2 protein-coding genes are annotated in these 815 nt (G+C 62.9%); both read left to right on the forward strand.

From position 1 onward, the window contains the following. On the forward strand, positions 1-522 hold a 522-nt coding region (locus ACP7D4_RS28150), incomplete at its 5' end, for an AAA family ATPase (protein ID WP_426212737.1). A 9-nt stretch (positions 523-531) separates the two neighbouring features. Beyond that, positions 532-780, forward strand: a complete 249-nt coding sequence (locus ACP7D4_RS28155) for a hypothetical protein (RefSeq protein ID WP_426107939.1) — start codon at positions 532-534, stop codon at positions 778-780. Positions 781-815 lie beyond the last annotated feature (35 nt).

Below are 815 nucleotides of genomic sequence, written 5' to 3' on the forward strand. Positions count from 1 at the left end.
TTCAAGACCTTGCGTGAGCGCTGGGTCAGCCACCTTGCGGCGACCCGCGTGCGCAGCTGCCTGCTGATCGACGAAGCCCAGGAAATGAGCCCAAAGACATTGCTTGAGTTGCGGCTGCTGGCGTCGGCACGCTTCGACTCGCAGCCCTTGCTGGCCGTCATTCTGGCCGGGGATGGACGCCTGTCCGATGCCCTGGCGCGCGATGAATTGCTGCCGCTGGGCACGCGCATCCGGGCCCGGCTGACCTTGGACTACGCGTCACGGGAAGAGTTGAGTGCCTGCCTGAATCATCTGCTCGACAGCGCCGGGGCCGCCACGTTAATGAGCGCGACACTCAAGCACACGCTGTGTGAACGCGCCGGCGGCAACTATCGCGTGATGACCAATATGGCGGCGCAATTGCTGGCTGTGGCGGCGCAGCGTCAACTGCCCAGTCTGGACGACAAGTTGTATCTGGACGTGTTCGCCGCGCCCAGTTCCGCCACCAATTCGACACGCCGCAATAGCCGCGGCCACGCCTAAGGGTTGATCATGATGAAGAAGAAAATGAGTCCGACGCCGCGCAGGTCTCGGCGGCCAACTGTCACGCTGGAGATCGAGTTGCCGGAGCTGTCAGACGAAGCCGCCGCCGCCGTGGCTGATGTGCTGGTACAGCTGTATCACCGCTTCGAGGCGACCTACTACGCCCAGATCCTCAACCACCATGCTGATCGGGTGTGCATGGTGAGCGTCAACGGGGTAGATGACAAGAAACGCGAAGACGAGCCCGACCTGTTCTGAGCGTCATCGCAACCGGCCGCCACAGCTGTGCCTGC

The sequence above is a fragment of the Massilia sp. TWP1-3-3 genome (genome assembly GCF_049897805.1).
Taxonomy (GTDB): Bacteria; Pseudomonadota; Gammaproteobacteria; order Burkholderiales; family Burkholderiaceae_D; genus Telluria_A.